This window comes from Dactylosporangium siamense (genome assembly GCF_016862795.1).
GTDB classification, from domain to species: domain Bacteria; phylum Actinomycetota; class Actinomycetes; order Mycobacteriales; family Micromonosporaceae; genus Dactylosporangium; species Dactylosporangium siamense.
On sequence record NZ_BONQ01000036.1, the window covers coordinates 1 to 26,556 of the forward strand.

The window sequence follows — 26,556 nt, forward strand, 5'->3', positions numbered from 1 at the left end:
CGACTGACGGGCGGCGGTCGGGACGCGCGGGCTGCCCAGGTCGGCGCGCTGCCCGGCGGCGTTGCCCGCGTCGAAGCCCCCGCCGGTCAACCGCCGCGGGCGGGCCATGCGCAGGTCCGGATACTGCTCGTCCACCGCGACGTCCACGGCGCGGCCCCGGTCGGCCAGGACGAGGGCCACGCCGGGTTGGTCGGGGGCGGCGGCCCGGTTGCGCCGGTCGGCCTCGGTGAACCGGTGCGCGACCGCCGAGCTGAAGCCGATGAGCCAGGACCGGCGCCAGGCGGCGACCTGCTCACCCGGCGGGACGTGCTCGACGAGGACGCCGCGGGCGGCCTGGACGAGCAGGGACGCGAACAGCAGCTCGACGCCGGCGACGTCGGACTCGAAGCCGAACAGGTGCATGGAGATGCGCAGGCCGTCGCGGGTGCGGTGCTGCAGGCGCACCGAGCGGCAGCGCAGCGACGTGGCGACGACGTGCAGGAGATGGGCCTTCTCGCGCAGATACGGCGGGTGCAGCTCGACCAGGCGGTTGCCGACGGCCTGCGGGCGCTGCCCTTCGGCGGCGGCGAGCAGGGCCTGGTCGATGCCGTATTTGCCGATGAGCTCGGCGGCCTTGGCGGTGAGCGCCTCGGCCTCCTCGCGGGTGCATGCGGGGTCTTCGGCCTTGGCGAGCAGCTTGCGAACCTTCTCCAACACGAGCAGAGGCTACCGCCGACCTACGACACTTCCGAGGATGTGCCCGCCGGGCGGGAGCGCAGTTCGTGCCCCACGCTGGTGAGGCAGCGGCCGCTGGGCAGGTCGAACTTCCAGCCGTGCAGCTGGCAGGTGAGGGTCTTGCCGTCGACGATGCCGAAGCGGGTCAGGTCGGCCTTGAGGTGGGGGCAGCGGCGCTGCACGATCCAGTCGCCGAGCTTGATGTCCTCGGCGTCGGGCTTCTGTTCGGCGAACCAGCCCTCCGCGTACTGCAGCCGCTCCTCGGACAGGCACTTGAAGAACGAGTAGACGAACTCGTTGTACTGGCCGATGCGGGTGGCGGTGAAGCGGCAGGACAGGAACAGGGAGTTGACCCAGTCGACCTCCTCGATGAAGAGGAGGTGCTCGATGAGGGCGCGCTCGGTGCGGAACCGGTAGCGGACCTTCTCGTCGGCGTACTCGCGGACCTGCTTGCCCGGGAAGTCCACGACGATCGACTCCACGGAGACACCGTCGTATCCGACGAGGTCGAAGCGGACGGGGCCGCCGACGCCCTTCGCCAGATACACGGACTCGTCCAGCAGGGGCTCGATGCGCTCCTTCATCCCCTTCAGGACGTCGACCTCGGGGTGGCGCCAGGACGCCTTGGCGGCCTCGATCACCGGGCGCTTCCGCTCCCGCATCTCCTCCAGGTGCTCGCGCTTGTGCGCGAAGAACTCCTCGACGTCCGTCGGGTGCACCGTGTCGACCCGATCAACACCCACCGTCATCACCGAGCCGGGCAGCAGGACCGTGGAGTTGGTGCCGCCGTGCTTGGCGTACTCCTGCTGGAACACCCACTGGTCGGGGAAGATGTTGCCCTCGTCACCGAAGATGTCGTTGAACTGCCACAGGTCGTCGTCGAGGAAGCACGGCGGGCCGGCGATGGGCACGACGTGCGAGGCCTTGAGGTCGTCGATGTACCGGAAGGTCCGGTCGAACTGCCGGTCGCGCTTCTGCTTGCCGAACGCGGTCTTCGCCGACTGCGGCAGGTCGTAGACCATCGGATACCAGATGGCGCCGGAGAACTGCAGCAGGTGGGCGTGCACGTGGCCGAGCGCCGTGTAGGTGGTGAGGTCGGTCGGCCGGGCGTCGTTCTGGTTGAGGACGCGCACGCCGTCGTATTCGACCCACAGCGAGGAGTCGCCGATCGGGCCGTCGGTCGGCGAGGTCAGCGCCTGGATCATGATCTTCAGGCCGCCGTCGAGCTCGTGCACCTGGTTGCTCTTCGTCTCCAGGAACCTGGTGAAGCCCAGCGCCTCCAGCTCGTCGCGCATCTCCGAGGTGGGGAACTCCGGCAGCAGGACGGTCGCCTTCTTCGACACGAACCGCTTGAGGTGCTCGGCGTCGAAGTGGTCGCGATGCAGGTGGGACACGTACAGGTAGTCGCAGTCGCCGAGCGCCTCCCAGTCGAGCAGGGAGTTGTCGGGGAACGGGAACCAGGACGCGAAATACGCCGGGTTGACCCACGGGTCGCACAGGATGCTGCCGGCCTCGGTGTCGATGCGCAGGCTGGCGTGCCCGGTCCCGGTGATCCGCACCGCGTTCCTCCTATCAGCCATGAGAAAAACTGCGGTCCCGACGCTACCCGACCGACCCGCAACCGTCGGGCCGGGTGCCGCATGCCAGACTTTGTCGCGAAGCACACCTGCAGCGAAAGGACGCGTCGTGGCCGAGCACGAGCCCGTGACCTCCCCCGACCAGCTCAAGCCGGGACACCCGCGGGCGGCCCGCTTCGGTGCGGCCGTCACCGTGCTGTTGATCCTGGGGATGCTGGTCGGCAACCACCAGGGTCGCGTCGAGGACATCTGGTTGGTCGTTTGTGCCGGTGTACTGGTGCTGGCGCTGGTCGGTGACTGGGTGCTGCGCCGCAACGGCCTGCGCTGACTCGACGACCTGCGCTCGACCGGGCGGTTTGCGCTGGTCGTACACATGGAAAAAGGCGCACCGGAGAACCGGTGCGCCTTTCTTCGTCCCCGTGTCAGCGGCGACGAATCACGATGTCGCGGACTTCCTTCAGCGCGGCGTCGACCTCGGCCTCGAAGTAGCCACCGGGCACGAGGTTGAAGTGCGAGGGGTCCAGGTCACCGTCGGTGAGTGGGCCACCACGGCCGGACAGTGACGCCATCACACCCTCGAACAGCCGGTCGACCTGCGCGCGGTCGTAGCCGCTGCCGAAGCGGCGCAGCTGGAACGTGCGGCGCAGCTGGTCGATGCGGGCCACCTCGGTCGACTGGTGCTGCACGGGGGCCGCCGCCTGGGGCGGGCCGCCGTAGGAGTCGCCGTAGGGGTCGCGGTCGGGGCCGCCGCCATACGGGTCGCGGTCCCGGTCCGGCGCGCCGCCGTAGGTGGTCGGCTCGGGGCGCTCGCGGGGCTCCATGCGGATCTCGGCCGTCATGTCGGCGCGCGGCTGGCGCGGCGCCTCGTAGCCGCGGTCGTCGTCGAAGGCGCCACCGTAGGTGGGCTCGTCGTAACGGCCGTAGTTCTGGTCGCGGGGCGGTGGGCCGGCGGGCGCGGGAGTGGGTCGCGGCGGCAGCGGCGGCGGGGGGGCCATCGGCGGGGGGCCCATCCGCTCGGGCTGCATCCGCTCCATCGGGGGCGGACCCATCCGCTCCGGCTGCATGCGCTCCATCGGCGGGGGGCCCATGCGCTCGGGCTGCATCCGCTCCATCGGGGGCGGACCCATCCGCTCGGGCTGCATGCGCTCGGGCATCCGCTCGGGCGCCATGCGCAGCTCGCCGCTGCGGGAGTCGAGGGCACGGCCGAAGCCACCGCCGCCGCCCCGCTCCTCCAGCTCGGCCAGCTGGCGCTCGACCCGGTCGAGGTGCAGGTCGACCTGCCACTCGTCGTAGCCGCCGAAACGCACGCGGAAGACCACGTCGTGGACCTCCTGCGCACTGACCGGGGCGCCCATGGGGTCACCGGAGAGGGTGGCCTCAACCCGGTCGAGGAACGAGTCGACCTCGTCGACCTTGTATCCCCGCCGCAGCGCACGGCGCCGGAACCGCTGACCCTGACTCACTGTGTCTCCTCGTTCGCTCGCCGTGCTAGCAAGCCTGTTTCACGCTCTCCCACTTTGCCACCGTTTGAGGCGGCAAGCTGCCCGCAGGCCCCGTCGATCTCCCGGCCACGGGTGTCACGCACCGTGGTCGCGACACCGGCGGCCCGGAGGCGTCGGACGAACTCTCGCTCCACCGGCTTAGGACTAGCGTCCCACTTGCTGCCGGGTGTCGGATTGAGCGGGATGAGATTGACATGCGCGAGACGGCCGGACAAGAGCCGACCGAGCAAATCAGCCCGCCACGGGTGGTCGTTCACATCCCGGATCATTGCGTATTCAATGGACACGCGCCGACCGGTGCGAGCCGCATACTCCCACGCGGCATCAAGCACTTCGGCGACCTTCCAACGTTGGTTGACCGGCACGAGCGTGTCGCGCAGATCATCATCGGGTGCGTGCAGCGACAGCGCAAGCGTCACCGACAGCCCCTCCTGCGTCAACCGCCGCATGGCGGGGACCAGCCCGACGGTGGACACCGTGATGTGCCGCTGGGAGAGCCCGAGCCCCTCCGGGGCGGGGTCGGTGAGCCGGCGGACCGCCGCGACGACCCGGTTGTAGTTGGCGAGGGGCTCGCCCATGCCCATGAAGACGACCCGCGACAGCCGGTCCGGACTGCCGGGCAGCACCCCGCGGGCGGCCATCCCGGCGAACCAGACGACCTGGTCGACGATCTCCGCGGTGGACAGGTTGCGGGTCAGGCCGGCCTGCCCGGTGGCGCAGAACGGGCACGCCATCCCGCAGCCCGCCTGGCTCGACACGCACACCGTCACCCGGTCTGGATATCCCATGAGGACGCTCTCAACGAGAGCACCGTCGTGAAGGCGCCACAATGTCTTGCGGGTCGCTCCGTCGTCGGTGGCCTTCTCGTGCACTGGGTGCAGCAGCCTCGGCAGCAGCGCCGCCGCGATCGCGTCCCTGCTCCTGGCGGGGAGGTCCGTCATGCCGTCGGGGTCCCGGACCAGCCGGCCGAAGTAGTGCGCCGAGATCTGCCCCGCGCGGAACGCCTGCTCCCCCAGCTCGGCGACCGCGGCCCGGCGTCCGGCGAGATCGAGGTCGGCCAGGTGCCGTGGTGGCATGGTCGCACGGCGGCCGTCACTGGTCGTGCCGGTCGCGGTGGATGCGAGGTTCAAAACGGGGAGCTGTGTCATGACGTCTTCAAGTGTCCCATGCCGAGTCGCGTGATCTTCAGTACCGCTGGCCAAGGGCACTAGGACGGGGGCACCAGGAACGCCAGGACGGCATAGGCGGTCGGCAGGGCCAGCAGGATCGAGTCCAGCCGGTCCATCAGCCCGCCGTGACCGGGCAGCAGGTTGCTCATGTCCTTGACGCCCAGGTCGCGCTTGATCAGCGACTCACCCAGGTCGCCGAGGACGCTCGCGATCGAGACCGCGACACCGAAGACGGCGCCGTGCCACCAGACGGCGTCGTCCAGCAGCAGGGACAGCGCCAGCGCGCTGCCGGCGCCCGTCCACACGACCGACCCCGCGGCGCCCTCCCAGGACTTCGCCGGGCTGACGGAGGGTGCCATCGGGTGCCTGCCGAGGAAGACACCTGTCACATATCCGCCCGTGTCGGACAGCACCACGGCCAGGACCGTCACGAGGACGCGCACGGCGCCGTCGGACACGTCCTTGCCGGGATGGGCGAGCAGCGCCGCGAACGCACCGAGGAACGGCACGTAGACCGCGATCAGCGCGCCGGCGGTGACGTCGCGCTGATAGTCCCGGGGCCCCCCGGCGAACCGCCACACGAACACCACCAGCAGCGTCGCGAGCAGGCCGACGGGCAGCAGGTCGGCGCCGCCGAACCAGGCGAGCACCACCATGCACGGGCCACCGATCAGCAGCGGCACCAGCGGCGGCTTCGCCTTGTTGACGCTGACGGCCCGGACCATCTCCCAGATGCCGACGATGACGGCGGCGACGACCAGGGCGAGAAACGCCGGGATCCACACGAAGAGCGAGGCGATGACCGCGCCACCGAGCCCCGCGCCGACGCCGATGGCGGCGGGCAGGTTGCGACCGGCGCGGCGCTTGGGCTTCTCTTCGGCCGGCTTCTGTTCTGTTGGCATAGACGCCTCGGGCGCGGCATCAGCGTGCCGCGCCCTGGTCGAAGGGGTACCGGGGGCCGTCATCAGACCTCGAGGAGCTCTGATTCCTTGTGCTTGAGCAGCTCGTCGATCTGGGCGACGAACCGGTGCGTCAGGTCGTCGAGCTCCTTCTCGCCGCGGCGCCCGTCGTCCTCACCCGCCTCGCCGTCCTTGACGATGCGGTCGAGCTCCTCTTTCGCCTTGCGGCGCACGTTGCGCACGGCGACCCGGGCATCCTCGGCCTTGTGCCGCGCCACCTTGATGAACTCGCGGCGGCGTTCCTCGGTCATCTGCGGCAGGTTGATCCGGATCTGGGTGCCCTCGTTGTTCGGGTTCACCCCGAGGTCCGAGTCGCGGATCGCCCGCTCCATCGCACCGATCACACTCGCGTCGTACGGCTTGATGATCGCCATACGCGGCTCCGGGACGGCGATCGACGACATCTGCGGCAGCGGAGTGGGCGTGCCGTAGTAGTCGACCATCACCTTGCCGAACATCGCCGGGGTCGCTCGGCCGGTCCGGATGACCGCGAACTCCTCCTTGGCGTGCTCGATCGCGCGCTCCATCTTCTCTTCGGCCTCGAAGAGAGCTTCTTCGATCACGTGGTCTTTCCTCCTCGATCCGGGATGGGCTCGGCGGTGATGAGCGTGCCGATCCTCTCACCACTCAACGCGCGAGCCACGCTGTCCTCCCCCTCGGCGCCGAACACGAGCATCGGCAGCGCGTTTTCCTGGCAGAGGCTGAACGCGGTCTGGTCGACCACCCGCAGGCCCTGCAGCAGGGCCTCCGCGAACGTCAGGCTGTCGAGCTTGCGTGCCGTCGGGTCGGTGCGCGGGTCGGCCGTGTACACACCGTCGACCCCGTTCTTGCTCATCAGGACCGTGTGGGCGTGGATCTCCAGCGCGCGCTGCACGGCGACGGTGTCGGTCGAGAAGTACGGCATGCCGGCGCCGGCGCCGAAGATCACGACCCGGCCCTTCTCCATGTGCCGGATCGCGCGGCGCGGGATGTACGGCTCCGCGACCTGCGCCATGCTGATCGCGCTCTGCACCCGCGTGTCGATGCCTTCCTTCTCCAGGAAGTCCTGCAGCGCGAGGCAGTTCATGACGGTGCCGAGCATCCCCATGTAGTCGGCACGCGAACGGTCCATACCGGCACGGGACAGCTCCGCGCCGCGGAAGAAGTTGCCGCCGCCGACGACCACGGCGACCTGGACGCCACGGCGGACCACGGTCGCGATCTGGGTGGCCATGTGCCGCACCACGGTCGGGTCGACACCGACCGCGCCCCCGCCGAACACCTCGCCGGAGAGCTTCAGCACGACGCGCCGCACCCCGATCGGGGCCGGCGTCAGTGCCTGCCTTGCCGCTTCCACAGCGGTGTGCGTCATCTGGGCAACCTCTCGTCCGTTCTGCCGCTCTGGGATCTGTCTCGCGCCTTCTGGGGTCTGCCTCGCGCCTGGGGATATGACGAGGGGGTCCCGGCATCCAGTGTGGATTCCGTGACCCCCTCCGCGCCCTGCTGTCAGGCCTGGCCGACCTCGAAGTGGACGAACCGTGTCACCTCGATGCCGGCTTCTGCCAGCACCTGCTTGACGGTCTTCTTGTTGTCGCTGACCGACGCCTGCTCGACGAGGACGAAGTCCTTGAAGAAGCCGTTGACCCGGCCCTCGATGATCTTCGGCAGGGCGCCTTCCGGCTTACCCTCCTCGCGAGCGGTCTGCTCGGCGATGCGGCGCTCCGACTCGACCACGTCCGCCGGGACGGCGTCGCGGCTGAGGTACTTCGGCCGCATGGCCGCGATCTGCATCGCGACGCCACGCGCGTCGGCAATGGCGGCCTCGTCGTCCTTGCCGGTGAACTCGACCGCGACGCCGACCTGCGGCGGCAGGTCGGGGCTCTTGCGGTGCATGTAGATCGCCACCGGCGAACCCAGCACCGCGAGGCGGTTGATGACGAGCTTCTCGCCGATGCGCGCCGACTCGGTCTGGATCAGCTCGGCCACCGTGCTGTCGCCGAGCTTCGAGCCCAGCAGGGTCTCGACGTCGGCCGGCTTCGTCTCGTCGATGTGCCTGGCCAGCTTCTGGCCCAGCTCGACGAACGCCTCGTTCTTGGCGACGAAGTCGGTCTCGCAGTTGATCTCGACAAGAGCCGAGCCGACGTGCGCGACGAGGCCGTTGGCGGTGGTGCGGCCGGCACGCTTGTTGACGTCCTTGGCACCCTTGATGCGCAGCAGCTCAACGGCCTTGTCGAAGTCGCCCTCGGACTCCTCGAGCGCCTTCTTGCAGTCCATCATGCCGGAGCCGGTCAGATCGCGGAGTCGCTTGACGTCCGCGGCGGTGAAGTTGGACATGACTCTCTCTCGCTTGAGTTCGCTCTGTCAGGCCTGGGTGGGTTCGGCAGCGGCGGGAGGTGCGTCTTCGGGCTTGGCACCCTCGAGCAGCTCACGCTCCCACTCAGCGAGCGGCTCGTCGCCGGCCACGACGCCCGGCTCGGGCTTCTGGTCGGCACGGGTGGAACGGCCCGACCGGGCGATGAGGCCCTCCGCGACCGCGTCCGCGACCACGCGGGTCAGCAGCGCGGCGGAGCGGATGGCGTCGTCGTTGCCCGGGATCGGGAAGTCGACCTCGTCGGGGTCGCAGTTGGTGTCGAGCACCGCGATGACCGGGATGCCCAGCTTGCGGGCCTCGTCAACCGCGATGTGCTCCTTCTTGGTGTCGATCACCCAGATCGCCGACGGGAGCTTCTGCATGTCCCGCAGACCACCGAGCGTGCGGCTCAGCTTGATCTGCTCGCGCGACAGCTGCAGGGTCTCCTTCTTGGTGTAACCCTGCGCGGTGCCGGTGAGGTCGAGGGACTCGAGCTCCTTCATCCGCTGGAGCCGCTTGTAGACGGTCTGGAAGTTGGTCAGCATGCCACCCAGCCAGCGGTGGTTGACATACGGCTGACCGACACGCGTCGCCTGCTCGGCGATCGCCTCCTGCGCCTGCTTCTTCGTGCCGACGAACAGCACCGCGCCACCCTCGGCGACGGTGTTGCGGATGTAGTCGGCGGCCTTCTCGATGTAGTCGAGGGTCTGGCGCAGGTCGATGATGTAGATGCCGTTGCGCTCCGTGAAGATGAAGCGCTTCATCTTCGGGTTCCAACGGCGGGTCTGGTGCCCGAAGTGCACGCCGCTTTCCAGCAGCTGGCGCATGGTTACAGCCATGTTCGCGGGATCCTTTCGATCCTGGTTGACACGGCGGTCCGGTCGGTCCGCCGTCCTGGCGCCCGGTCGTCGGCCGTCTCACCCGAGTCAGCACGTGGCTGGGAAACGGGACCAGGGCGGCCGCCGCCCATTTCTCTCGCCCGGCGCAAGAAAGCGGCGGGCTGCGGGAGGGCGCGCGAGGTCGACCGTGCGTGCACGGTCGCCGTTCGGAAGTGTACGCGCAGTCGTCGCCGACCCACGAATCCGCCCCCGGATGCCGCTTTTCGGGGCACGTCCGGCGCCTCGCCGGCGCCTACGGCAAGCGTGCTCCAGCGCCGACTTTTCCGGCAAATCGCCCGCGACTGGCGCGGTCCCCCGGAGCGCGGAACGCGCGGCTGTCGCGCAGCGGCCGTGGTCCCGCGGAGCGCGCGGCTGTCGCGCGGAGCGCGCGGCGGCCGGGGTCCCGTGGAGCGCGCGGCGGCCGGGTGGGCGGCGCGGCACTTCCGTGCGCGAACGCCGCTCCCCCGGCCGGTGGTCACCGCCCGTCAGGCGGTCAGGTCGACAGCGCGGCCGCGATGAACAGCAGCACCGCGATCGGCAGATACGCCAGCGGCGTGCGCGACCAGGCCCGCACCCCAGGTGCGGAGGCCGCGGCGCCGCCGATCAGGCCGTACAGCCCCAGGGCGAACATCGGCAGGCCCAGGATCATGAAGATGCTCGCGAGGGTGCCCGCCGCCTCGATCTTGTCGGCGGTCATCGCGGTCAGGAACAGGCGCAGCACCGGCACCTCGAACACGACGGTGAGCAGCACCAGCGCGACGGCCAGGCCGGGACGCTTCGAGCGGTACACGGCGCCGCCCGGCTCGGCGGCCGCCGGCGGTGGCGGCACCGCGGCGGTCAGCGTGGTCGGCGCGGCGAACGCGTTCTGCGGGCCGAAGCCCGCCTGCGCCGGCGGCCCCGTCGGCACCGTCACCTGGGGCGGCGGCAACTGGGCCGCGGGCGCGCTCGGAGCACCACCGGAGACCGGCCGCTGCAGGGCGCTGCGGTCGATCGCCTCGGACCGCCGCGACCGGGAGACCGACTCGGCGTCGACGCTCTCCGGCCCGGCCGGGAGCGGTGCGCTGAACTGCCCGCTCGGGCTGTCCCCGTAGGGCAGGGGGTCGCCGTAGCCACGGGCGGCGCCACGCGGCTCCGGAACCCGGTAGCCGTCGTCGTACTCACGGTCGTCGGCATACCGCGTCGGCGTGTAACCGCGGTCGTCCCCGTAGGCACGGTCGTCACGCGACCGCTCGTCACGGCGGTCGTCGCGACGGTCATCGAGGCGCTCGTCCCGGCGGTCGTCACGGCCGCGCTCGTCGTATCCACGGTCGTCCGGATACCAGCGGGGTTCCGCATCCGGGTCCGGGGAGAAGTTCCGGCGTCCATCCACGGTCCGTCACGGTAGACGCTCCGGATGATCCCCACCACTCCACGGTCCTGGGAGAACGCGACAGTGACCGGCGTCGCATACTCGGTGGGTGACTGACACCACGCGAGATCAACTCGTCGCCCGGATGCGCCCCTTCGGCACGACCATCTTCGCGGAGATGTCCGCCCTCGCGGCCCGGACCGGTGCCGTCAACCTCGGCCAGGGCTTCCCGGACACCGACGGCCCCACCGCCATGCTCGACGCCGCCGCCGCGGCGATCCACTCGGGTCGCAACCAGTACCCGCCGGGCCCCGGCGTCCCTGAGCTGCGCGCCGCCGTCTCCGCGCACCAGAAGGCCTTCTGGGGGCTGGACTACGACCCGGACGGCGAGATCATCGTCACGGCCGGCGCCACCGAGGCGATCGCGGCCAGCATCCTGGCCCTGTGCGAGGCCGGCGACGAGGTCGTCTGCTTCGAGCCCTACTACGACTCCTACGCCGCCTCGATCGCGCTCGCCGGCGCGGTCCGCCGGCCGGTGACCCTGCGCGCACACGACGGCGGCTACGGCTTCGACCCCGCCGAGCTGCGCGCCGCCTTCGGCCCCCGGACCCGGCTCGTCCTGCTCAACTCCCCCCACAACCCGACCGGCAAGGTCTTCACCCCCAACGAGCTGGGGCAGATCGCCGCCCTCTGCGAGGAGTTCGACGCGGTCGCGGTCACCGACGAGGTCTACGAGCACCTGGTCTTCACCGACGCCGACGCGCCCCACGTGCCGATCGCGTCCCTGCCGGGCATGCGCGCCCGGACGCTGCAGATCTCCTCGGCCGGCAAGACCTTCTCCTGCACCGGCTGGAAGATCGGCTGGATCTGCGGCCCCCGCGACCTGGTCTCCGCCGCCCTACGGGTCAAGCAGTTCCTCACCTTCGTCAACGCGGGCCCCCTCCAGCCGGCCGTCGCCGTGGCCCTGGACTCCCCGCCGTCCTACTACGAGCAGTTCCGCGACGGCCTGCAGCGCAAGCGCGACCGCCTGTGCGAGGGGCTGACCGCGGCCGGTTTCGCCGTCCTGCGCTCGGAGGGCACGTACTTCGTCACCGCCGACATCACGCCCCTGGGCGGCACCGACGGCGTCGACTTCTGCCTGGCCCTGCCGGAGCGCTGCGGCGTGGTCGCGGTGCCCACCCAGGTCTTCTACGACGACGCGTCCGCCGGCCGGCACATCGTGCGCTTCGCCTTCTGCAAGCGCGACGAGGTGATCGAGGAGGCCATCACCCGGCTGCGCCGCCTCTGACCCGAACCCGGCTCCTACCGACCCCGACCAGCCCGGACCCCGACCAGCCCGGACCCGGCCGGTCGCCGGGCATGAGCTGAGCCAGGCACTTCACGACCGGCCGCATCCGGCCCAGGTATCGCAAGGTGGCCGGGCCAGCGGTGACCTCTGGGGAACTCCTGGTTGGTTCCTGGTCACCGGCAACCAGGAACCAACCAGGTAGTGGCGGTTCCCGCAGTCCGGAAAGCGCGGGCAACGCCCGTGCCAGCGACGGCGCGGCACCACAGACCGACACCCTCAACGGCGCGGCACTACCGACCGACACCCTCAACGGCGCGGCGTCACAGACCGGGGCCCTCAACGGCGGTGGGCCATGCGAGCGCGGAGGCCGGGGAACAGCACCTCGACACGCCACACAGCGCAACCACGCTACCCACCCCGAGCGGCCGCGCGAATCCATCGAGCCCCGGACCAGTCGGGTTCCAGGGGTGTCAGGGGCCGCTCCGGGAGGCGAGTCGGTAGCCGCCGTTGGTGCGCACGATGAACCCGTGCTGCTCCAGCACCGGCAGGCTCCGCCGGGCGTCACGGCCCGCCACGCCCGCGATCGCCGCGATCTCCTCCGCCGAGCGGACCGCTCGTGGTGCCACTGCGTCGAGGACGCGGGACTGGGTTGCGTCGAGGGCGTCCTCCGGGCGCTCCGCGCCGTGGATCGGCTCGGCGAGCTCGCCGACGTGGCCGATCTCCTCGACGATCTCCTCGACCCGGGTGACCAGCACCGTGCCGGGTGTGCGCAGCTCCACGTGGCAGCCGACCGACATCGCCGAGGTGACCGGGCCGGGCACGACCATGGTCGAGCGCTGCAGCCGCCGGGCATAACCCAGGGTGTTGCGGGCGCCGCTGCGGGAGCCCGCCTCGACCATGACGGTGCCACGGGTCGCTGCGGCGATGACCCGGTTGCGGGTCAGGAACCGGGTCTTGTGCGGCCGGGTGCCCGGTGGCCACTCGGTCAGCAGGAGCCCTTCCTCGGCAATCCGCTCGAACACGGCCGAGTTGGACACCGGATACACCTGGTCGATGCCGCAGGCGAGCACTGCGCAGGTGACGCCGCCCGCGGCGAGGGCGCCCCGGTGCGCGGTGACGTCGACGCCGAGCGCGCCGCCGGACACCACCGTCCATCCCCGCTCCGCCAGCCCGAAGGCGAACTCCGACGCGACGAACTGCCCGTAGCCGGTCACGGCCCGCGCCCCGACCACCGACACCGAGCGCTCCATGGTCTCCTCGAGCCGCACCGGGCCGCGCAGCCACAGGCACAGCGGCGGGTCGGTGTCGCGGCGGAGGACGTCGGCGCCCTCCTGGCTGATCCGGGTGAGGTCGTCGAGCGCGAGGGGCCATTCGTCGTCGGCGGCGGTGACGATCCGTGCGCCGAGCTCGCCGGCCCGCTCGGTCATCGCGGCCGCCAAGGTGTGCGCGACCCGCTCCGCCCAGGCGTCGGCGGAGCCGGTGCTCGTGCCCAGGCCGGCGGCGTCCAGGCGGGCCCGGACGGCGCCCGCCAGGGGCTCGCTGACCCCGCCGCCGTGCACCGCCATGAGCAGTGCCTCGGGCGCGCCGACCCGGCGCGTCAGCAGCCCGAGCTCCCGGCTGCCCGGCTCGACCAGGTGGGCCAGCGCGAGTCGGGCCGCCCGGTCGGTGGTGCTCATCGCCCGCTCCTTGATCGCATCTCGAGTGCCTCGTAGACGTCGTCGCGGCCGGGGACGTCACGGCCGTCGAGGTCCGCCACGGTCCACGCGACCCTGGTCGTGCGGTCCAGGCCGCGCGCGGACAGCTGGCCGCGGTCCATCGCGGTGGCGAGCGGCTGCAGCACGGTGCGCGGCAGCCGGAACCGCCGCCCGCGCAGCACGGTCGCCGGGACGTCCCCGTTGGACCGGGCGTGCGGTGCCCACCGGTGCGTCGCGGCCTGCCTGGCCCGCACGACCCTGGCTGCGACGGTCGCCGACGACTCGACCGGCTCGGTGTCGAAGAGTGCCGCCGAGCGCACGGCGACGACGTCGACCTGCAGGTCGACCCGGTCCAGCAGCGGACCGGAGAGCCGCGACCGGTAGCGGATCCGCACCCCCGGCGGGCACTGGCACATCGCGTCGCCGCCGGGCTTCGCACACGGGCACGGGTTGGCGGCGAGGACCAGCTGGGCGTTGGCGGGGTAGACGGTCTCGCCGTGGACCCGGCGCAGCCGGACCTCGCCGTGCTCCAAGGGCTCGCGCAGCGCGTTGAGCGCGCTGGCGGCGAACTCGGCGCACTCGTCGAGGAACAGCACGCCGTGGTGGGCGAGGCTGATCGCGCCGGGTTTGGCGATGCCGGAGCCGCCGCCGACGAGCGCCGCGATCGAGGCGGTGTGGTGCGGTGCCTGCAGCGGCGCCCGGCGGATCAGTCCACCGCCCGGCGGCAGCGCGCCCGCGACCGAGTGCAGCGCCGTCGCCTCGATGGACTCCTCCTCGGTGAGCTCGGGCAGGATGCCGGGCAGTCGTTGCGCGAGCATCGTCTTGCCGGCGCCGGGCGGCCCGAACATCGCCAGGTGGTGCCGCCCGGCCGCGGCGAGCTCGACGGCCCGTCGGCCGCGCTCCTGGCCGAGGACGTCGGCGAGGTCGGCCGGTGCCCGCTGCGCCGCCGGTGGCGCGGGCGGCGGGTCGAGCAGGGACTCGGTGCCGTGGACGAAGCCGATGATCCGGCCGAGGCAGTCGGCGGCCCGGACGCGGACGTCGGGCACCAGTCGCGCCTCCTCGATGTTGCCCGGCGGGACGACGACGAGACCGGCGCCGGCCCGGCTCGCCGCGAGCACGGCGGGCAGCACCCCACGCACCGGCCGGAGGGTGCCGTCCAGGCCGAGCTCGCCGAGGACCACGGCGTCGACGAGCAGGCCGGTCGGCAGGTTGGCGCCCGCCGCGAGGACCGCGAGGGCCATGGCGGTGTCGAACCCGGAGCCGTGCTTGCGCACGTGCGCGGGCAGCAGGTTGACCGTGATGCGCTGTTGCGGCCAGGTGGCTCCGGAGTTGTGGACGGCGGCCCGGATGCGGTCCCGGGCCTCGGTGAGCGCGGCGTCGGGCAGCCCGGACACCACGAGGCTCGGCAGCCCGGGGGCGACGTCGGCCTCGACCACGATCACCTGCCCGACGACGCCCTGCAGCGCCACCGAGCGGATCTTCGCGTAGCCCATCAGAGCACCCCGCGCAGGTGCTCGACGCTGACGGTGGCGCCGCCGAGCAGAACGCTGACCACGTCGAAGCGGATCTCCTGGCGGTTGCCGGCGGCGTGTGCGGCCAGCCACTGCGCGGCGAGCCGGCGCAGGCGGCGGGCCTTGTCCACGCCGACCGCCTCGGCCGGCACCCCGAATCGGCCGCTGCGGCGGGTCTTCACCTCCACGAACACCAGCACCGGGCCGTCCCGGGCGACGATGTCGAGCTCACCGGACTGGCAGCGCCAGTTGCGGTCGAGCAGGACCAGGCCGCGCGCGAGGAGGTGCCGGCCGGCCAGGCGCTCGCCATAGCGGCCCACGATCTGGTTGGTGTTCGTCATGCCGGGAAGCCTGCCGCGGGTCGCGGAACGCGGGTGGGCGCGCGCGGCGAACCTGTGGACAACAGGCTGCTTGTGGATAACGGGATCCGGCGAAGGTCAGACCAGCCGGAGCCGCCACTGCTCCTCGACGACGTCCACGCCGTAGACCGATGCCGGCGTGGCACTCTCGAGCACGAACCCGGCCCGCTGGTAGATGTGCCTCGCGGCGGTCAGCACGTCCTGGGTGTACAACACCATCTCCCGGTATCCGGCCCGCCGCGCGAAGCGCACGCACTCCTCCACCAGGGCGTTGCCGACGCCCATCCCCCGCGCCGTCGGCTCCACGAACAGCAGCCGGAGCTTGGCCACCCCCTCGGCGGCACGCACGCAGAAGATCGAGCCGACCGGCGTGCCGTCGACCTCGGCGATCCAGCCGGCCTCGGTCCGCGGGTCGTGCGAGGTCGCGAAGTCCGCCACGATCCGGGCGACCAGTGCCTCGAAGGTGGCGTCGAGGCCGTACTCCGCGGCGTAGAGCGCCCCGTGGCGCTGCACGACCCAGCCGAGGTCGCCGGGCAGCAGCGCGCGCAGCACGACGGTCCGGGCCGGCAGCACGCCCTCGAACACGGACCGGATCGTGTCCATCGCACCGACCAGGCGCCGCCGGTCGACCTCGCCGACGGCCGCGAGCAGCCCACCGATCTGCTCGTCGGAGCGCGCGTCCAGCGCCTCGAACGCCGCTCGCCCGGCCGGCGTCAGCTCGATCCGGCGGCGGCGCGCGTCGGCGGTGGAGCGTGACCGCGCGACGAGCCCGTCGGCCTCCAGCCGCCCCAGGATCCGGCTCAGGTACCCCGCGTCGATGTCCAGCAGCCGCCGCAGCTCCGCGGTGTCGTGTGCCCGGTCGACCGCCAGCTCGTACAGGACCCGCACCTCGGCCAGCGAATACGCCGAGTCGTGCAGTCCGGCCCGCAGCACCCCGATCAGGTTCGTGTAGTAGCGGTTGAACTCCCGTACCGCCGCGATAGTCATAGTTGACATAGTCAACGATTCCACGGACGTGGTCAACAATCAGCCCGAAAGGCCGCCGACGTGGCGTCGTAACTGCATGGAAACGCTGCGTCGTCAGGCTTGGCCCATGTCGCTACGTCACGTGATCGTGGAACTGCCCGACCGTCCCGGCTCCCTGGGTCAGGTGACCACGCTGCTGGGCCGGCTCGGCGTGGACATCCGGCAGATGCGGGTGCTGAGCCGCGACGGCACGGTCGCGACGGACGAGTTCACGGTCAGCGTCCCCGGCGTGGTGATCGACCGCTCCCTGCCCAGCCTGTTGGAAGAGATCCAGGGGGTACGGGTCGTCGAAATGTGGCCTATCGATGCCGCCAGCGAGATAGCGGGCGCTATCGTGTAGGACATGACCGCTCCCGCCGACAAGCTCGTGGAGCTGCTCGAGACGCTCCCCGCCACCACCCGCCAGGAGATCACCGCCTGGCTCCTCGACCGCGGCGCGCCCCACCAGGCCACCGGCGGCAACCTGCTCGCCGCCGCCGTGGAGCTGCGCGCGGGCGTGCTGAGCGGCGCGCACAGCGCCCTCGGCGGCGCCCTTCCGGCCGGCGAGGAGAGCCAGCTCGTCACGTTCCGCCTGCCCGCGGAGCGCCACGCCGAGCTGCGCGCCTGGTGCGCCGAGCACGGGTTCACGATGGCGGCGGTGGTCCGCGGCCTGATCGAACGGTTCCTCGAAGACCAGCTCCGCCGGAAGTGACGAAACCGGAAGTGACAAAGCCGGAAGTGACAAAGCCGGAAGTGACAAAGCCGGAAGTGACAAAGCCGGAAGCGACGAAACCGGAGACGACGAAACCGGAGACGACGAAACCGGGAGCGAAGAAACCGGGAGCGAAGAAACCGGGAGCGAAGAAGCCGGAAGCACGGCAAGCGACAAGCGCCGCCCACGAGGGCCTGCCCGACGCCCTGCGCGCCGCGGTCGACGACTTCGCCAGGCACCTCGCCGGGGAACGCAACCGCTCCGAGCACACCGTCCGCGCCTACGTCGGCGATGTCGTGTCCCTGCTCGACCACGCCGCCCGCGCCGGCACGGCCACCCCCGGCGACCTGACCCTGGCCGTGCTGCGCGGCTGGCTCGCCCGCCGGCGCGCCGCCGGTGCGGCCCGGACCAGCCTGGCCAGGCACGCCGCGGCGGCCAGGACGTTCACCGCCTGGGCGCACCGCGAGGGCCTCCACGCCACCGACCCCGGGCAGCGCCTCGCCAGCCCGAAGGCGCACCGCGACCTGCCGACCGTGCTGCGCGCCGACCAGGCGGAGAGCCTCGTGACCGCGCCGGCCGGCCGCGACGACGCCGTCGGCCTGCGCGACCGGCTGGTCCTGGAGCTGCTCTACGCGACCGGCATCCGCGTCAGCGAGCTGTGCGGCCTCGACCTCGGCGACGTCGACCGGATGCGCCGGGTCGTGCGCGTCATCGGCAAGGGCGACAAGGAACGCGCCGTGCCCTACGGCCTGCCCGCCGAGCAGTCGCTCACCGAGTGGCTGCGGCACGGCCGCCCGGCCCTCGCCACCCCCGCCAGCGGCGAGGCCCTGCTGCTGGGCGCCCGGGGCGGCCGCCTGCAGCCCACCGCCGCCCGCCGCCTCGTCGACGGTCACGCCAGGGCGGCCGGCCTGCCGCACACCTCCCCGCACGACCTGCGCCACTCCGCCGCCACCCATCTGCTCGAAGGCGGCGCCGACCTGCGCTCGGTCCAGGAGCTGCTGGGACATGCCTCCCTCGCGAGCACGCAGATCTACACGCACGTCTCGATCGAGCGGCTCCGCAGCGCGTACGACCAGGCTCACCCACGCGCCTGACGGCAAACCCGCCGGGCCGAGCCGCACAGGACATTAAGATCGTGGATGTGTCCGCTCCAGAGCCGATTCCCGGCGCGCGGCTGCTGTTCTCCAACGACGCAGCGGTCGCGCAGCTCAACCACGGCTCGTTCGGCCTGGTGCCGATCCCGGTGCAGCGGGCCCAGCAGCGGCTGCGCGACGAGATGGAGGCCAACCCGCCGAGGTTCTTCGGCGTCGGGCTGGAGGAGCGGGTCGCGCACGTGCGCCGGCACCTGGCCGCGTTCATCGGCGCCGACCCCGACGGCACGGCCCTCGTGGAGAACGCCACGACGGGCGTCGCCATCGTCCTGGCCGGGCTCGACCTCGGCACCGGCGACGAGGTCGTCACCACCGACCATGGGTACGGCGCGGTGGACCTCGCCGTGGACGAGCTCTGCCGGCGCACCGGCGCGAGCCGGCGCGTCGCCCGCCTGCCCCTCACCGCCCAGGACGACGACGCGGTCGGGGCGGTCCTGGACGCGGTGACCGGCCGGACCCGGCTGGTGATCGTCGACCAGATCACCTCGCCGACCGCGCGGGTGCTGCCGGTCCGCCGGATCGTCGAAGCGGTCCGCGGCCGGGCCGGCGAGCGGGTCGCGATCCTGGTCGACGCGGCGCACGCGCCCGGCATCCTGCCGGATCCGGTGGCCGGCGTCGACGCGGACTTCTGGGTCGGCAACTTCCACAAGTGGGCCTACGCGCCCCGGGGCACGGCCCTGCTGACGGTGGCGGCCCGCTGGCGGGACCGGATCCGGCCGCTGGCGGTGTCCTGGAGCCAGCCCGCCGGTTTCCCCGGCAACCTGGAATGGGTCGGCGCGCGCGACTACACGCCGTGGCTCGCCGCGCCCGTGGGCCTGTTCGTCCTGCGGTCCCTCGGCGTCGACGCCGTCCGCCGGCACAACGTCGCCCTCGCCGAGCACGGCCAGGCCCTCGTCGCCGCCGCCCTGGACGTCGACGTCCCGGCGCGCACGGGCCTGCCGATGGCCGTCGTGCCGTTGCCACCGGGCACGGCGGGCGACCCGGCGGCCGTCGTCGCACTGCGCCGCCGGATCTCCGACGAACTCACCGCCGAGGTCGCCCTCAACTCCTGGCGCGGTCAGGGCTACCTGCGGCTGTCGGCGCAGGTCTACAACCGCGAGGAGGACTTCCAGCGCCTCGTCGAGGGCCTGCCGAAGCTTCTGGGCCGCTGACCGGCAGCAGCCGGACCCGGCCGCGGCGCAGCAGGCTCAACGGGTCCAGGTACACGTCGCCGGCGCGCAACCCCCAGTGCAGGCAGGCAGGCGCCGGGCAGCCGGCGTGGCCCGCCCGCAGGACACCGAGCGGCGTCCCGGCTCCCACCACGGTCCCGGCCCGCACGACGGCGTCCACGGGCTCGTAGGTGGTGCGCAGGCCGCCCGGGTGCGACACGCTCACCACGGGCCGCCCGGCGACCAGGCCGGCGAACGCGACCACCCCGGTGCCGGCGCTGCGCACCCGCGCACCGGCCACCCCGAGCAGGTCGGCGCCGCGATGGCCGGCCTTGTACGGATCGGGCGGCGGCTCGAACCGGCGCGTGACGGTCACCGGTGGATCCAACGGCCACGTAAACCCGGAGCGAACGGGCGCAAGGTGGCGTGGCATGGAGGGCAGCGAGAACGACAGCGCTACCAGTACAAGAGCGAACATCCGCATCGGCATGCGGCAAAGTCTCGCCATCCCACCCGGCACCGACCACCGCCCACCCGCGAACCTGTGGACAACGCGGGCCTTGTGGACGACTGTGCGAAGATCGGCGAATGAACGGCGTGCGGGTCGTGCTGGCCACCATCGGGATCATCGTGATCGGGATGATCGCCTGGTGGCTGATCAAACTCGTCTTCGGCCTGGCGTTCTACCTGATCCTGGGCCTGATCGTGATCGCCGGCGGGTATTACCTCTACACGAAGGCGACGCAGCCGACCCGGCGCCGGTAGTCCGGCGCCGGACCGGCGAACGCTGAGGTCAGCCGCCGAAGCCGTTGTCGGGGAGCGAGATGTCGGGCTTCTCGAGCTCCTCGACGTTGACGTCCTTGAACGTCATCACCCGGACGTTCTTCACGAACCGGGCCGGGCGATACATGTCCCAGACCCAGGCGTCGTGCATCTCGACCTCGAAGTAGACCTCGCCGTCGGAGTTGCGCACGTGCAGGTCGACCTGGTTGGCCAGGTAGAACCGGCGCTCGGTCTCCACCACGTAGGAGAACTGGCGGACGATGTCGCGATACTCCCGGTAGAGCTGGAGCTCCATCTCGGTTTCGTACTTCTCGAGATCTTCGGCGCTCATCGCGGTCCGCCTTCCATAGCCACATTGTCGCCCACTTGCGCCGGCACCTTCGCGGCCTCGCCGGGCGCCACGCCGACGTTACCGCGCCTTTGCCTCCGCTGCCCCACCGCCGCCACGTTCGCGTAGGAGAAACGGTGCTCGGCGCACGGGCCGTACGCCACGAGCGCCGCCTGGTGCACCGGCGTGCAATACCCTTTGTGCTCGTCGAAGCCGTATTCGGGGTACGTCGTGTGCAGCGCCTTCATGATCCGGTCCCGGGTGACCTTCGCCACCACGCTCGCCGCCGCGACACAGGCCGCCACCTGGTCGCCCTTCCACACGGCGAGACCGGGCGCGCCGAGGCCGTCGACCCGGAACCCGTCGGTGAGGGCGTAGTCGGGGCGCTCGGCCAGGCCGGCGAAGGCGCGGCGCATGCCAGCGAGGTTGGACACGTGCAGCCCCCGGCGGTCGATCTCACCCGGAGGGATGATGACGACCGACCACGCGGTGGCGCGGGCGATGACCTCGTCGTAGATCCGGTCGCGGGCCGCGGCGGTGAGCAGCTTCGAGTCGTTGAGCTCGTCGATCTCGCCGCGCCGGCCCTGCGGGAGGATGACCGCGGCGACCACGAGCGGTCCGGCGCAGGCGCCCCGGCCGGCCTCGTCGGCGCCGCCGACCCGGTCGAAGCCGCGCCGCTGCAGCGCCCGCTCCAGGGCCCACAGCCCGGCGGCACGGTGCACGACGGTGCGCGGGGGCGCCAGCATCACGCCACCTCCGGCAGCGGCGAAGGCGACGGCAGCGGCGAAGGCAACAGCGAGCGCAGCAGTGACGGCAGGTCCGGCGGATAGAACCGCTCGTCGGTCGCGTCGAGGTCGGCCGCGGACCACCACCGGGCCTCGTCGATACAGCCCTGCTCCACCTCGTTGAGCCGGGACAGGTCGATCACCGTCTCAAGAGCCCGCGCCACGAAGAACGACTGCTCCTGCGAATACCACGCGCCGTCGAAGGGGAACGTCACCGTGTCGGTGCGGACCGGCCCCTCCAACGCAGCGGGGTCGAAGCGCAGCCCGGTCTCCTCGAACGCCTCGCGCACCGCGGCGTCGAGCAGGGACTCCCCCGGCTCCACGCCGCCGCCGACGGTGAACCAGTAGGTGTGCGACGGGCGCGCCGGGTCCCAGCCGTGCAGCATCAGCACGCGGCCGGCGGGGTCCAGCAGGAGCACCCGCGCGGCCCGGCGGTCGATGTGTCCCCCGTCGCGCGTCATACGACGAGACTACGACGTCTCACTTCGCGGTCGGCGCCGGCACCTTGTCGAAGGTGTCCGGGACGCTGAGCCATTTCGCTCTGGAGAACGGCCAGAACACCACAAAAGCCCGGCCGACCACGGCGTCCTCGGAGATGGTCGCCTGCATGGGATCTTTGTTGTGGCGCAGGAAGTTGTACCGCGAGTCGCCGGATCTCGACCGGTGGTCGCCCATCACCCACAGCCGCCCGGCCGGCACCGTGACGTCGAACTGCTCCTCGCTGGGGAGGTCCTGCAGCCCGGTCTCGTCGGCGTAGATGTAGGTCTCGTCGAGGGCCTTGCCGTTGACCGTGATGCGCTGCTTGTCGTCGCAGCAGACCACGTGGTCGCCGCCGGTCGCGATGACCCGCTTGATGAAGTCCTCCTCGGACGGGTCGTTCCGCCACGAGTCGGGCGCCTCGAAGACGATGACCTCGCCCCGGTGCGGGGACCGGAAGTCGTAGACGAGCTTGTTGACGAGCACACGGTCGCGGATGAGGAGGGTGTTCTCCATCGACTCGGACGGGATGTAGAACGTCTGCAGGACGAAGGCCCGCACCACGACAGCGACGATGATCGCCACGCCCAGAAGCACTGGCAACTCGCGCCAAAACGTGTTGGGGCGCTTGGTCTGCTCGTCAATCACGCCCTGAAGGGTACGTGTTCGTCACCATCGCCGACGCCTCAACCGCTCCTGACGCGCCGAACGGGTCGAAACCGTGAGAGAAACCGCGAGTGGGGCAAGCACGATATCGGGCACCAAAGGTAATTCAGGTGCTTTCGTCACTCTCGGACCCGCCGGTCCCGACGCGCTCTTCGGCACGTTCTTGAATGTGTCGGGCACCGGTAGCCAACCCCACCGCCCGCTCGGCCACAGGATGACGAAGGCCCGCCCGATGACGTTGTCGATCGGCACCTGCCCCTGACACCGGGAGTCCTGCGACACACCGCGATGGTCGCCCATCACGAACATCTGCCCGGGCTCGACCTTGATCGGCCCGAAGCGGCGCGCCGTGCACTGCTTCGGGTTGGGGGTGGCGTCCAGCGGTGAGTCCTCGTAGACGTACGCCGACTCCTCCAGCGGATATCCGTTGACGAGGACCCGGCCCTGCACGTCGCAGCAGGCGACGGTGTCGCCGGGCAGGCCGATGACCCGTTTGATGAAGTCCTTCTCGCCGGGCTGGCTGAAGCCGACGAGGTCGCCGACGGTGCGGCCGAGCTCGGCGAAGAAGCCGGCGTCCTTGTCGACCTGGTTCTCCGGCGCCCAGTTGGCCGGGCCCTCGAACACGACGACCTCACCGCGCATGGGCTCGCGGATGTCATACAGCACCTTGTTGACCAGCACCCTGTCGCCGACGAGGAGGGTCTCCTCCATCGAGCCGGACGGGATGAAGAACGCCTGCACGAGGAACGTGCGGATGAGCACCGCCAGGCAGAACGCGACGATCAGCAGCAGCGGCAGCTCCTGCCACAGGGGCATGTTCTTGCGCTTCTTGCGGACCTTGCTGCGCCACGAGGTGGCGGAGCTGTCGTCGTCGTAGTCGCCGCGCGTCCGGGTCGAGGCGCCCCGGCCGCGGTCGTAGCCGCGCGACGGGCCCTGGGGGCCGGAGCGGCGGTCGTCGTAGCCGCCGCGGTCGTCGTAGCCCCGGTCGTCGTAACCGCGGTCGTCATACCCCTGGGCGTCATAGCCCCGGTCGTCGTAGCCCCGGTCGTCATAGCCGCGGTTGTTGTAGCCACGGGTGTCGTAGCCGCGCTCGTCGTAACCCCTGGCGTCGTAGCCGCGCTCGTCATAGCCCCGGTCGTCGAAGGCACGGTCGCGCACCACCGGCGGCTCGTCGCGGTCCCAGCGGCCCCGGCCGCGGTCACCGTACGGGTCCTCCCACGACCGGCTCGGCCGATTCCAGTCACCGCGCTCCTCAGCGGAGCCACGCCCGTCGGAAGGGCCATGCCCGCCGGAAGCGCCACGCCCGTCAGAGGACGCCGGACCACGCCCGTCGGAAGGGCCAGGCCCGTCGGCAGGGCCCCCGCGGTGCGCCGCGCGGGAGTCGCCGCGCCCCCAGGCGTCGAACGTCTGCTGGGCACCCTCGCCCGGCTGCCCCCAGTAATCGTGCTCCGGGTAGCTGTTGCCGCCGAAACCCGGCTGCCCACGCTCCCCGCCCTCCTGATCGAGGGGGCGGCGGCGTGGGTGTATGTCATCGCCGCGATCGTCGTAACCATCGCGGCCATAGTCGCTTGCCATCGGCGTCAGCCTAGAGGCACAAGACCAAAATGGGGAGCCCAGCCCCGGTTGACCGGAAAGCGAGCTTTCAGGTCAACGACTTCGAGGAGGACCCGAATCCCGGGTCCTCCTCGAAGGAAGTCGATCAAAGGTGCGGCTCAGCCGACCCTGGTGTCGCGCTTCTCCTTGATCTTGGCCTTCTTGCCCCGGAGGTCGCGCAGGTAGTAGAGCTTGGCCCGGCGCACGTCACCGCGGGTGACGACCTCGATGCGGTCGACGGCGGGGCTGTTGACCGGGTAGGTGCGCTCGACGCCGACGCCGAAGCTCACCTTCCGGACCGAGAAGGTCTCCCGCAGGCCGTCACCCTGGCGACGGATCACCACGCCCTGGAAGACCTGGACCCGGGACCGGTTGCCCTCGACGACCCGTGCGTGCACCTTGATGGTGTCACCGGCACGGAAGCTCGGGATATCGGTCCGCTGCGACATTGCGTCGAGCGCGTCCAGCGTGTTCATCGCGGCAGTTCCTCGTCACTCAAGGCACGCCCGAATCAGTGGCGCGCGAACGTAAAGATGATCATGAGGTGCGCAGGCGTCAGCCCGCAGCAACCCCACTACTTTGCCACATCGACGCCCGGAACCTGAAATCCGGCCCCCTCGAGGAGGTCGGGACGCCGCTGAGCAGTGCGCCGCAGCCCCTCCTCCCGCCGCCAGCGGGCGATCTTGCCGTGGTCGCCGGAGCGCAGCACGTCGGGCACGTCCAGCCCGCGCCACGTCGGCGGCTTGGTGTACATCGGCGCCTCGAGCACGCCCGCCGCGTGCGACTCCTCGACCAGCGAGTCGGCGTTGCCCAGCACCCCGGGCAGCAGGCGGGTCACCGCTTCGAGGACGACCAGCACCGCGACCTCGCCGCCGAAGAGGACGTAGTCGCCGAGCGAGACCTCGCTCACCCGCATCCGGGTCGCCGCGTGCTCGATCACCCGCTGATCAATTCCCTCATATCGCCCACAGGCGAACATGAGGTGCGAATCGCCCGAAAGGGCGCGAGCAAGAGTCTGCGTGAAGGGCGCACCCGCTGGCGACGGCACGATCAGGTGTGTGTCGGGGGTGGCCAGCGAATCCAACGCGGCACCCCACGGCTCGGGGCGCATCACCATGCCGGGGCCACCCCCATAGGGCGTGTCGTCCACGGTGCGGTGCACATCGTGGGTCCAGCGGCGCAGGTCGTGCACGGCGAGCTCGAGGATCCCGGTGCCACGGGCCTTGCCGATCAGCGACAGGTCCAGCGGGGCGAGATAGTCCGGGAAGATCGTGACGACGTCGACCTTCATAGGTCGAACAGGCCTTCCGGCGGCGTGACGACGATCCGCCCGCCGGGCACGTCGACCTCGGGGACGATCTCACGGACGAACGGCACCAGGCCGGTGCGGCCGTCGGTGAGCCGGACGACCAGCAGGTCGTGCGCGGGCGCGTGGTCGACGCGCAGCAGCTCGCCGAGCTTCTCCCCCGCCGTGTCGACGATGGCGAGGCCGACGAGATCGTGATCGTTCCACTCGTCGGGGTCCGTCGGGGCCGGGACGGTGGCGCTGTCGACGCAGAGCAGCACGCCGCGCATGGCCTCGGCGAGGTTGCGGTCGTAGATGCCGTCGAACACGATGAGCAGCTTGCCCTGGTGGGGGCGGACCGACTCGACGGTGACGCTCGCCGGCGGGCGCCACGCCGTGGCCGGCACGTTCTGCAGATGCCGGACCGCCGTCGAGTCGGTCACCAGGACCGACCCGACGGCGAAACGATCTGCCGGATCATCGGTGCGGATGTCGACCACGACCTCGCCGTGGACGCCGTGCGCACGAAATATCTGACCGACGACGAGGAACATGGATCAGTACGCGTCGACGATCTCGACGCGGACGCCGCGACCACCGATCGACGTGATCACCTGGCGCAGCGCCTTCGCGGTGCGACCACCGCGACCGATCACCGTGCCGAGATCCTCCGGGTTGACGCGGACCTCGAGGCGCTGACCGCGGCGGGAGTCAACCATGCGGACGCGGACATCGTCAGGGTTGTCGACGATGCCCTTGACCAGGTGCTCCAACGCGGGGCGCAGCACGTCAGGCCTCCGTGCCGGCGCCGGCACCGGTCTGCTCCTCAGCCTGCGCGGCCGGGGCCGCGGGGGCCTCTGCCGGAGCCTCAGCCGGAGTCTCGGCCTTCTTCTTCGGCTCGGCCTTCTTCGCCTTCGGCGCCTCGGCGAGACCGGCGGCGGCCTGCGCCTCGGCCTCGTAGGTGGCCCGGCGGTCCGGCGCGACGGCCTTGACCTTCAGCGGCTCGGCCGGTGCGGGCAGGCCCTTGAACTGCTGCCAGTCACCGGTCTTGGAGAGGATCGCCCGCACGGCGTCGCTCGGCTGCGCGCCGACCGAGAGCCAGTGCTGCACGCGCTCGGAGTTGACCTCGATACGCGAGGGCTCCTCCTTCGGGTGGTAGAGCCCGACGAACTCGATCGCCCGACCGTCACGCTTGGTGCGCGAGTCGGCGACGACGATGCGGTACTGCGGGTTGCGGATCTTGCCCATCCGCAGGAGCCGGATCTTGACGGCCACTTTGTTTGCTCGCTCCTGGA

32 protein-coding genes are annotated in these 26,556 nt (G+C 71.3%); 7 read left to right on the forward strand and 25 right to left on the reverse strand.

Annotation, left to right across the window (positions count from 1 at the left end; all coding sequences use genetic code 11):
• On the reverse strand, window positions 1-696 hold a 696-nt coding region (locus Dsi01nite_RS12165), incomplete at its 3' end, for a DUF2786 domain-containing protein (protein WP_239135849.1).
• 20 nt (window positions 697-716) lie between these two features.
• Window positions 717-2,267, reverse strand: a complete 1,551-nt coding sequence (locus tag Dsi01nite_RS12170) for a Rieske 2Fe-2S domain-containing protein (RefSeq protein WP_203846320.1) — start codon at window positions 2,265-2,267, stop codon at window positions 717-719.
• A 133-nt stretch (window positions 2,268-2,400) separates the two neighbouring features.
• On the opposite strand from Dsi01nite_RS12170, the gene Dsi01nite_RS12175 reads away from it, so the two are divergent.
• Window positions 2,401-2,619, forward strand: a complete 219-nt coding sequence (locus Dsi01nite_RS12175; RefSeq protein ID WP_239135850.1) for a DUF2631 domain-containing protein — start codon at window positions 2,401-2,403, stop codon at window positions 2,617-2,619.
• Window positions 2,620-2,713: 94 nt separating this feature from the next.
• Here the strand turns inward: Dsi01nite_RS12175 and Dsi01nite_RS12180 are convergent, their stop codons facing one another.
• The 8 genes from Dsi01nite_RS12180 to Dsi01nite_RS12215 form a co-directional block, all read right to left on the reverse strand.
• On the reverse strand, window positions 2,714-3,754 hold the full coding sequence (locus Dsi01nite_RS12180; protein ID WP_203846219.1) for a DivIVA domain-containing protein: 1,041 nt from the start codon (window positions 3,752-3,754) through the stop codon (window positions 2,714-2,716).
• Window positions 3,751-4,941, reverse strand: a complete 1,191-nt coding sequence (rlmN, locus tag Dsi01nite_RS12185) for a dual-specificity RNA methyltransferase RlmN (protein ID WP_203846322.1) — start codon at window positions 4,939-4,941, stop codon at window positions 3,751-3,753. The genes Dsi01nite_RS12180 and rlmN overlap by 4 nt, the downstream gene beginning before the upstream one ends.
• A 59-nt stretch (window positions 4,942-5,000) precedes the next feature.
• A complete protein-coding gene (locus Dsi01nite_RS12190) occupies window positions 5,001-5,864 on the reverse strand; it encodes a phosphatidate cytidylyltransferase (RefSeq protein ID WP_373318769.1) in 864 nt (287 codons plus the stop codon).
• 62 nt (window positions 5,865-5,926) lie between these two features.
• On the reverse strand, window positions 5,927-6,484 hold the full coding sequence (gene frr / locus Dsi01nite_RS12195; protein ID WP_203846221.1) for a ribosome recycling factor: 558 nt from the start codon (window positions 6,482-6,484) through the stop codon (window positions 5,927-5,929).
• A complete protein-coding gene (gene pyrH, locus Dsi01nite_RS12200) occupies window positions 6,481-7,272 on the reverse strand; it encodes a UMP kinase (RefSeq protein WP_052386308.1) in 792 nt (263 codons plus the stop codon). Before pyrH ends, frr begins: the two co-directional genes overlap by 4 nt.
• Window positions 7,273-7,406: 134 nt before the next feature.
• Window positions 7,407-8,234, reverse strand: a complete 828-nt coding sequence (gene tsf / locus Dsi01nite_RS12205; protein WP_203846222.1) for a translation elongation factor Ts — start codon at window positions 8,232-8,234, stop codon at window positions 7,407-7,409.
• Window positions 8,235-8,261: 27 nt separating this feature from the next.
• Window positions 8,262-9,089, reverse strand: coding sequence for a 30S ribosomal protein S2 (gene rpsB, locus Dsi01nite_RS12210; RefSeq protein WP_203846223.1), 828 nt, complete (start codon window positions 9,087-9,089; stop codon window positions 8,262-8,264).
• Window positions 9,090-9,621: 532 nt separating this feature from the next.
• Window positions 9,622-10,497, reverse strand: coding sequence for a hypothetical protein (locus Dsi01nite_RS12215; protein WP_203846224.1), 876 nt, complete (start codon window positions 10,495-10,497; stop codon window positions 9,622-9,624).
• An 88-nt stretch (window positions 10,498-10,585) separates the two neighbouring features.
• Here Dsi01nite_RS12215 and Dsi01nite_RS12220 point away from each other — a divergent pair, with 88 nt between their 5' ends.
• A complete protein-coding gene (locus tag Dsi01nite_RS12220) occupies window positions 10,586-11,764 on the forward strand; it encodes a pyridoxal phosphate-dependent aminotransferase (RefSeq protein WP_203846225.1) in 1,179 nt (392 codons plus the stop codon).
• A 470-nt stretch (window positions 11,765-12,234) separates the two neighbouring features.
• Here Dsi01nite_RS12220 and dprA read toward each other — a convergent pair whose 3' ends face one another.
• The 4 genes from dprA to Dsi01nite_RS58875 all read right to left on the reverse strand — a co-directional run bounded on the left by dprA (window position 12,235) and on the right by Dsi01nite_RS58875 (window position 16,315).
• Window positions 12,235-13,440: a DNA-processing protein DprA gene (gene dprA, locus Dsi01nite_RS12225; RefSeq protein WP_203846226.1), complete on the reverse strand. Its 1,206-nt coding sequence runs from the start codon at window positions 13,438-13,440 to the stop codon at window positions 12,235-12,237.
• On the reverse strand, window positions 13,437-14,951 hold the full coding sequence (locus Dsi01nite_RS12230; RefSeq protein WP_203846227.1) for a YifB family Mg chelatase-like AAA ATPase: 1,515 nt from the start codon (window positions 14,949-14,951) through the stop codon (window positions 13,437-13,439). Before Dsi01nite_RS12230 ends, dprA begins: the two co-directional genes overlap by 4 nt.
• Window positions 14,951-15,310, reverse strand: a complete 360-nt coding sequence (locus Dsi01nite_RS12235) for a YraN family protein (protein WP_203846228.1) — start codon at window positions 15,308-15,310, stop codon at window positions 14,951-14,953. The genes Dsi01nite_RS12230 and Dsi01nite_RS12235 overlap by 1 nt, the downstream gene beginning before the upstream one ends.
• A 96-nt stretch (window positions 15,311-15,406) precedes the next feature.
• Entirely contained in the window at window positions 15,407-16,315 is a 909-nt protein-coding gene (locus Dsi01nite_RS58875) for a bifunctional helix-turn-helix transcriptional regulator/GNAT family N-acetyltransferase (protein ID WP_239135851.1), read from the reverse strand.
• Between the two features lie 76 nt (window positions 16,316-16,391).
• Here Dsi01nite_RS58875 and Dsi01nite_RS12250 point away from each other — a divergent pair, with 76 nt between their 5' ends.
• From Dsi01nite_RS12250 to Dsi01nite_RS12265, 4 genes are all read left to right on the forward strand, one after another.
• A complete protein-coding gene (locus Dsi01nite_RS12250) occupies window positions 16,392-16,694 on the forward strand; it encodes an ACT domain-containing protein (RefSeq protein ID WP_239135852.1) in 303 nt (100 codons plus the stop codon).
• A 3-nt stretch (window positions 16,695-16,697) separates the two neighbouring features.
• Window positions 16,698-17,045, forward strand: coding sequence for a hypothetical protein (locus tag Dsi01nite_RS12255; protein WP_203846229.1), 348 nt, complete (start codon window positions 16,698-16,700; stop codon window positions 17,043-17,045).
• Between the two features lie 194 nt (window positions 17,046-17,239).
• Window positions 17,240-18,139, forward strand: a complete 900-nt coding sequence (locus Dsi01nite_RS12260; protein ID WP_203846325.1) for a tyrosine recombinase XerC — start codon at window positions 17,240-17,242, stop codon at window positions 18,137-18,139.
• Between the two features lie 47 nt (window positions 18,140-18,186).
• Complete coding sequence (locus Dsi01nite_RS12265) at window positions 18,187-19,347, forward strand: aminotransferase class V-fold PLP-dependent enzyme (protein ID WP_203846230.1); 1,161 nt, start codon at window positions 18,187-18,189, stop codon at window positions 19,345-19,347.
• On the opposite strand, the gene Dsi01nite_RS12270 is transcribed toward Dsi01nite_RS12265, so the two are convergent.
• Window positions 19,238-19,834, reverse strand: a complete 597-nt coding sequence (locus Dsi01nite_RS12270; RefSeq protein ID WP_373318770.1) for a peptidoglycan DD-metalloendopeptidase family protein — start codon at window positions 19,832-19,834, stop codon at window positions 19,238-19,240. The two genes, Dsi01nite_RS12265 and Dsi01nite_RS12270, sit on opposite strands and share 110 nt — an antisense overlap.
• A gap of 98 nt (window positions 19,835-19,932) precedes the next feature.
• On the opposite strand from Dsi01nite_RS12270, the gene Dsi01nite_RS12275 reads away from it, so the two are divergent.
• Window positions 19,933-20,109 (forward strand): hypothetical protein, encoded by a 177-nt coding sequence (locus Dsi01nite_RS12275; RefSeq protein WP_203846231.1) that lies wholly within the window; start codon window positions 19,933-19,935, stop codon window positions 20,107-20,109.
• Between the two features lie 28 nt (window positions 20,110-20,137).
• Here the strand turns inward: Dsi01nite_RS12275 and Dsi01nite_RS12280 are convergent, their stop codons facing one another.
• From Dsi01nite_RS12280 to rpsP, 10 genes are all read right to left on the reverse strand, one after another.
• The gene (locus Dsi01nite_RS12280) at window positions 20,138-20,458 is read right to left on the reverse strand and encodes a DUF2469 domain-containing protein (RefSeq protein ID WP_033357832.1); all 321 of its coding nucleotides are present in this window, start codon (window positions 20,456-20,458) and stop codon (window positions 20,138-20,140) included.
• Window positions 20,455-21,201, reverse strand: a complete 747-nt coding sequence (locus tag Dsi01nite_RS12285) for a ribonuclease HII (protein WP_203846232.1) — start codon at window positions 21,199-21,201, stop codon at window positions 20,455-20,457. Before Dsi01nite_RS12285 ends, Dsi01nite_RS12280 begins: the two co-directional genes overlap by 4 nt.
• Window positions 21,201-21,701 (reverse strand): NUDIX hydrolase, encoded by a 501-nt coding sequence (locus Dsi01nite_RS12290; RefSeq protein WP_203846233.1) that lies wholly within the window; start codon window positions 21,699-21,701, stop codon window positions 21,201-21,203. Before Dsi01nite_RS12290 ends, Dsi01nite_RS12285 begins: the two co-directional genes overlap by 1 nt.
• 19 nt (window positions 21,702-21,720) lie before the next feature.
• A complete protein-coding gene (gene lepB / locus Dsi01nite_RS12295; RefSeq protein ID WP_203846234.1) occupies window positions 21,721-22,365 on the reverse strand; it encodes a signal peptidase I in 645 nt (214 codons plus the stop codon).
• A 21-nt stretch (window positions 22,366-22,386) separates the two neighbouring features.
• Complete coding sequence (gene lepB, locus Dsi01nite_RS57255; protein ID WP_239135859.1) at window positions 22,387-23,199, reverse strand: signal peptidase I; 813 nt, start codon at window positions 23,197-23,199, stop codon at window positions 22,387-22,389.
• A gap of 896 nt (window positions 23,200-24,095) precedes the next feature.
• Window positions 24,096-24,452: a 50S ribosomal protein L19 gene (gene rplS / locus Dsi01nite_RS12305; protein ID WP_203846236.1), complete on the reverse strand. Its 357-nt coding sequence runs from the start codon at window positions 24,450-24,452 to the stop codon at window positions 24,096-24,098.
• Between the two features lie 98 nt (window positions 24,453-24,550).
• Complete coding sequence (gene trmD / locus Dsi01nite_RS12310) at window positions 24,551-25,267, reverse strand: tRNA (guanosine(37)-N1)-methyltransferase TrmD (RefSeq protein ID WP_203846237.1); 717 nt, start codon at window positions 25,265-25,267, stop codon at window positions 24,551-24,553.
• Complete coding sequence (gene rimM / locus Dsi01nite_RS12315; RefSeq protein WP_203846238.1) at window positions 25,264-25,815, reverse strand: ribosome maturation factor RimM; 552 nt, start codon at window positions 25,813-25,815, stop codon at window positions 25,264-25,266. Before rimM ends, trmD begins: the two co-directional genes overlap by 4 nt.
• Before the next feature lie 3 nt (window positions 25,816-25,818).
• Window positions 25,819-26,076 carry an RNA-binding protein gene (locus Dsi01nite_RS12320; RefSeq protein ID WP_033357826.1) on the reverse strand — a complete coding sequence of 86 codons (258 nt, stop codon included), beginning with the start codon at window positions 26,074-26,076 and terminating at the stop codon, window positions 25,819-25,821.
• Window positions 26,051-26,536, reverse strand: coding sequence for a 30S ribosomal protein S16 (rpsP, locus tag Dsi01nite_RS12325; protein ID WP_203846239.1), 486 nt, complete (start codon window positions 26,534-26,536; stop codon window positions 26,051-26,053). Before rpsP ends, Dsi01nite_RS12320 begins: the two co-directional genes overlap by 26 nt.
• Window positions 26,537-26,556: the final 20 nt, after the last annotated feature.

Bases quoted from the DNA above. Each gene is read 5' to 3' on its own strand.
- Dsi01nite_RS12190 (WP_373318769.1), bottom strand. From the start codon at position 5,864: ATGCCAACAGAACAGAAGCCGGCCGAAGAGAAGCCCAAGCGCCGCGCC.
- Dsi01nite_RS12230 (WP_203846227.1), bottom strand. From the start codon at position 14,951: ATGGGCTACGCGAAGATCCGCTCGGTGGCGCTGCAGGGCGTCGTCGGG.
- lepB (WP_239135859.1), bottom strand. From the start codon at position 23,199: ATGCCCCTGTGGCAGGAGCTGCCGCTGCTGCTGATCGTCGCGTTCTGC.
- trmD (WP_203846237.1), bottom strand. From the start codon at position 25,267: ATGAAGGTCGACGTCGTCACGATCTTCCCGGACTATCTCGCCCCGCTG.
- dprA (WP_203846226.1), bottom strand. From the start codon at position 13,440: ATGAGCACCACCGACCGGGCGGCCCGACTCGCGCTGGCCCACCTGGTC.
- rpsB (WP_203846223.1), bottom strand. From the start codon at position 9,089: ATGGCTGTAACCATGCGCCAGCTGCTGGAAAGCGGCGTGCACTTCGGG.
- Dsi01nite_RS12285 (WP_203846232.1), bottom strand. From the start codon at position 21,201: ATGCTGGCGCCCCCGCGCACCGTCGTGCACCGTGCCGCCGGGCTGTGG.
- rimM (WP_203846238.1), bottom strand. From the start codon at position 25,815: ATGTTCCTCGTCGTCGGTCAGATATTTCGTGCGCACGGCGTCCACGGC.
- Dsi01nite_RS12280 (WP_033357832.1), bottom strand. From the start codon at position 20,458: ATGAGCGCCGAAGATCTCGAGAAGTACGAAACCGAGATGGAGCTCCAG.
- Dsi01nite_RS12250 (WP_239135852.1), top strand. From the start codon at position 16,392: ATGGAAACGCTGCGTCGTCAGGCTTGGCCCATGTCGCTACGTCACGTG.
- rlmN (WP_203846322.1), bottom strand. From the start codon at position 4,941: ATGACACAGCTCCCCGTTTTGAACCTCGCATCCACCGCGACCGGCACG.
- Dsi01nite_RS12290 (WP_203846233.1), bottom strand. From the start codon at position 21,701: ATGACGCGCGACGGGGGACACATCGACCGCCGGGCCGCGCGGGTGCTC.
- Dsi01nite_RS12275 (WP_203846231.1), top strand. From the start codon at position 19,933: ATGAACGGCGTGCGGGTCGTGCTGGCCACCATCGGGATCATCGTGATC.
- rplS (WP_203846236.1), bottom strand. From the start codon at position 24,452: ATGAACACGCTGGACGCGCTCGACGCAATGTCGCAGCGGACCGATATC.
- pyrH (WP_052386308.1), bottom strand. From the start codon at position 7,272: ATGACGCACACCGCTGTGGAAGCGGCAAGGCAGGCACTGACGCCGGCC.
- Dsi01nite_RS58875 (WP_239135851.1), bottom strand. From the start codon at position 16,315: ATGACTATCGCGGCGGTACGGGAGTTCAACCGCTACTACACGAACCTG.
- Dsi01nite_RS12235 (WP_203846228.1), bottom strand. From the start codon at position 15,310: ATGACGAACACCAACCAGATCGTGGGCCGCTATGGCGAGCGCCTGGCC.
- Dsi01nite_RS12255 (WP_203846229.1), top strand. From the start codon at position 16,698: ATGACCGCTCCCGCCGACAAGCTCGTGGAGCTGCTCGAGACGCTCCCC.
- Dsi01nite_RS12270 (WP_373318770.1), bottom strand. From the start codon at position 19,834: ATGCCGATGCGGATGTTCGCTCTTGTACTGGTAGCGCTGTCGTTCTCG.
- tsf (WP_203846222.1), bottom strand. From the start codon at position 8,234: ATGTCCAACTTCACCGCCGCGGACGTCAAGCGACTCCGCGATCTGACC.